This is a genomic window from Mesorhizobium sp. M7A.F.Ca.CA.004.06.1.1 (assembly GCF_003999135.1).
In the GTDB taxonomy this organism is placed as follows: domain Bacteria; phylum Pseudomonadota; class Alphaproteobacteria; order Rhizobiales; family Rhizobiaceae; genus Mesorhizobium.
Window position 1 is genome coordinate 1 of record NZ_RZPQ01000673.1, and the last position, 3,308, is coordinate 3,308.

The 3,308-nt window shown below is 62.9% G+C and carries 4 protein-coding genes; 3 read left to right on the forward strand and 1 reads right to left on the reverse strand.

Annotated features, from left to right (window positions below):
* Both EN906_RS28090 and EN906_RS28095 read left to right on the forward strand, forming a co-directional pair.
* The coding region (locus tag EN906_RS28090) for an MFS transporter (protein WP_164777410.1) at positions 1-588 on the forward strand (588 nt) is incomplete at its 5' end.
* 262 nt (positions 589-850) lie between these two features.
* The gene (locus EN906_RS28095) at positions 851-2,425 is read left to right on the forward strand and encodes an alkaline phosphatase (RefSeq protein WP_127267939.1); all 1,575 of its coding nucleotides are present in this window, start codon (positions 851-853) and stop codon (positions 2,423-2,425) included.
* Between the two features lie 91 nt (positions 2,426-2,516).
* On the opposite strand, the gene EN906_RS28100 is transcribed toward EN906_RS28095, so the two are convergent.
* Positions 2,517-2,798 carry a hypothetical protein gene (locus tag EN906_RS28100; protein ID WP_236382934.1) on the reverse strand — a complete coding sequence of 94 codons (282 nt, stop codon included), beginning with the start codon at positions 2,796-2,798 and terminating at the stop codon, positions 2,517-2,519.
* A gap of 197 nt (positions 2,799-2,995) precedes the next feature.
* Between EN906_RS28100 and EN906_RS28105 the strand changes: the two genes are divergently transcribed.
* Positions 2,996-3,308 (forward strand): GTP-binding protein (locus EN906_RS28105; protein ID WP_127375526.1); only part of this gene is annotated, 313 nt, incomplete at its 3' end.

Genomic DNA, 3,308 nt, shown 5'->3' on the forward strand with positions numbered 1-3,308 from the left:
GCCGGCACGCGGGTGTTCTGGTATCTGTTCGCCACCTTCTTCGTCTGCGGCTTCACCACCAACGGGCTGGTCGGCACGCATCTGATCGCGTTCTGCGGCGACATGGGCATCGGCGAAGTGCAGGCCGCCGGCCTGCTGTCGATGATGGGCATCTTCGACCTGATCGGCACGACGTTGTCGGGCTGGCTCACCGACCGCTACGATCCGCGCAAGCTGCTCGGCGTCTATTACGGCATTCGTGGCCTGTCGCTGATCTATCTGCCCTATTCCGGCTTCTCGGCCACCAGCTTGATCATCTTCGCCGTGCTCTACGGCCTCGACTGGATCGCCACCGTGCCGCCGACGCTGCGGCTCGCCAACGAGGCGTTCGGCGATCGCAGTGGGCCGATCGTGTTCGGCTGGATCGTCGCCGGGCACCAGATCGGTGCGGCCGCTGCCGCCGCCTTTGGCGGCACCATGCGCGAGCTGCAGGGCAATTACGAACTGGCCTTCCTGATCGCCGGCATGACGGCAATCGCCGCCGCCTGTATCTCGCTGCTGATCAACACCAGCAAGCCGGCGTTCGATCCGGAGCCGCAAGCGGCTTAGGCGCGACGCTAATCTCCCCCCTCGAGGGGGAGATGGCCGCGAAGCGGCCAGAGGGGGGTCGGTCCGACTGGGCTCGGCCTCTTGCGATAGAAGGAGGTTAGCGCTCCACGCGCGGCGACCCCCTCTGTCGCCTTTGGCGACATCTCCCCCTCGAGGGGGAGATTACCCTGTTCATTGTTATCAAAACTTCATCATCCCGAGATGCGCCTGAAACATTGACGCTGGACCTTGGTGGCGCCGTTCAAGCCACCAGGAGACAGCCATGAACAAGCTCTCGATGACCCGCCGCGCCTTCGTCACATCCGCCAGCGCCGTTGGCCTGGCCGGCGTCTCGAGCTTGGCGCTGCCCTATTATTCGCGCGCCAATCAGCGGCCTTCCTTCACCCATGGCGTCCAGTCGGGAGATGTCGACGCCACCAGCGGCATGGTGTGGACGCGCACCGACCGACCGTCGCGCGTCATGTTCGAGGTGTCGTCGACGGAGAATTTCGCCAGTGCGACGCGGCTGGCGCCGCTCGATACGTCGCCGGCCAGCGATTACACGGTCAAGCGGCTGCTCACCGACCTCGCTTCGGACCAGGATATCTTCTACCGCATGACATCGGCCGATCTCGCCGACATCAACGCCGTTTCGGAGCCGATCACCGGCCGTTTCAGGACGGCGCCAGCCTCGAAGCGCGACATCCGCTTTGCCTGGTCCGGCGACACCGCCGGCCAGGGCTGGGGCATCGATGAGACCGGCATGAAGACCTACGCCACGATCGGCAAGCACACGCCCGACTTCTTCCTGCATTCAGGCGACACCATCTATGCCGACGGCGCCATGAAGGACGAGGTCGACCTGCCCGGCGGCGGCAAGTGGAAGAACGTCGTGCTGATCGACGGCAAGCGCAAGGTCGCCGAAACGCTGGACGAGTACCGGGACCAGTGGAAATACAACATGATGGACAGGAACGTGCTCGGCCTGAGCGCCATCTGCCCGACTTTCTACCAGTGGGACGACCATGAAGTGCTGAACAACTGGTCGGATTCCAAGGATCTCAGCGCCGACAGCCGCTACACGGAAAAATCCATCCACGTGCTGGCGGCCCGCGCGGCGCGGGCTTTCCACGAGATGACGACGATCCGCTACGAACCGTCCGAGCCCGGCCGCGTCTATCGCAAGATCGCTTATGGGCCGCTGCTCGACGTGTTCTTCCTCGACATGCGCTCCTATCGCGGCCCCAATGGTCCCGACATGCAGGATGAGATGACGCCGCAGTCGCGCATGCTCGGCGAGCAGCAGACGAAATGGCTGAAGCGCGAACTGGCGAATTCGAAGGCGACCTGGAAAATCATCGCCGCCGACGTGCCGCTCGGCCTCGTCGTCTGGGACGACGGCACCAAGAAGGTTGGCGCCGAAGCGGTCAGCAATGGCGACAATGGCTTGCCAAAAGGGCGCGAGCTCGAGATCGCCGACCTGCTGCGCTTCATAAAGAATGCCGGCATCAGCAACACCGTCTGGCTCACCGCAGATGTGCATTACACGGCCGCGCATTATTACAACCCGGACAAGGCGCAGTTCCAGGAGTTCAATCCGTTCTGGGAATTCGTCTCGGGTCCGATCCATGCCGGCACGTTCGGTCCCAACGATTTCGACATGACGTTCGGTCCGGAGCTGAAGTTCATCAAGGCGCCGACCGCCGAACAGGGACAGAACCTGCCGCCCTCGGCCGGGCTGCAATTCTTCGGGCTCGTCGATATTTCAGGCGCCAGCGAGCAGATGACGGTGCGGCTGATGGATCGCGACGACAACGAACTCTACAAGGTGACGCTCGACCCGGTGCGGTCGGCGTAAGCGCGCTTCTCAACCCTCCCCCTTGTGGGGAAGGTCGGCGGCGGCTTCGCAAAGCGAAGCTGGCGAGACGGGGCGGGGGGTGAAGCGCTGACTAGTCCGGGTAGCAGACCATGGGAATATTCGGCCAGACGGCGCTGTCGCAGTTGGCGGAGTCCTGGCGCTGCTTGAAGGCGGCGCTGACCGGGCCGGTCACCATCGGGTCGACGCCGTCTGGTGCGTCGGCGAAAATCTGCTCGGCCGACTGTGCCTCTGACAGCAAGGCAGGCCGTGATTCCTTCATCGTCGCGGCTGACTGTGCGGCGTTGGCCGCCAGCAGGACGGCGAAGGCAACAGACGCGATGAGCGGCCAGAATCGGTTGAGTTTATCGGTCATGACGTTTGAACTGCCCGGGCCCCAAAGGGTTCCCGCCTTGGTTAACAAAATCATCTCACACGCAGATGCTTAAGATTTGATGAGTATTTGGTGACGCTCCTCCTCTTTCGCAACTGCGAAAAACCCTGTATGAGCCGCGCAACCGAAAGAGGCAGCGCCTTTTGGCCTGCTGCCTGCAACGCTTCCGAGACCAGAACATGAAAATCCGTAATATCGCGATCATCGCGCACGTCGACCATGGAAAGACCACCCTGGTCGACCAGCTTTTGAAGCAGTCCGGCTCCTTCCGAGACAATCAGCGCGTCGCCGAGCGCGCCATGGATTCCAACGACCTCGAAAAGGAACGCGGCATCACCATCCTGGCCAAGGCGACTTCGGTCGACTGGAAGGATACCCGCATCAACATCGTCGACACCCCCGGCCACGCCGATTTCGGTGGCGAGGTCGAACGCATCCTGTCGATGGTGGACTCAGCCATCGTGCTGGTCGGCGCAGCCGAAGGGCCGATGC

Excerpts from the sequence above, each read along its gene's own strand:
- EN906_RS28095 (WP_127267939.1), top strand. The coding sequence starts at position 851 with ATGAACAAGCTCTCGATGACCCGCCGCGCCTTCGTCACATCCGCCAGC.
- EN906_RS28100 (WP_236382934.1), bottom strand. The coding sequence starts at position 2,798 with ATGACCGATAAACTCAACCGATTCTGGCCGCTCATCGCGTCTGTTGCC.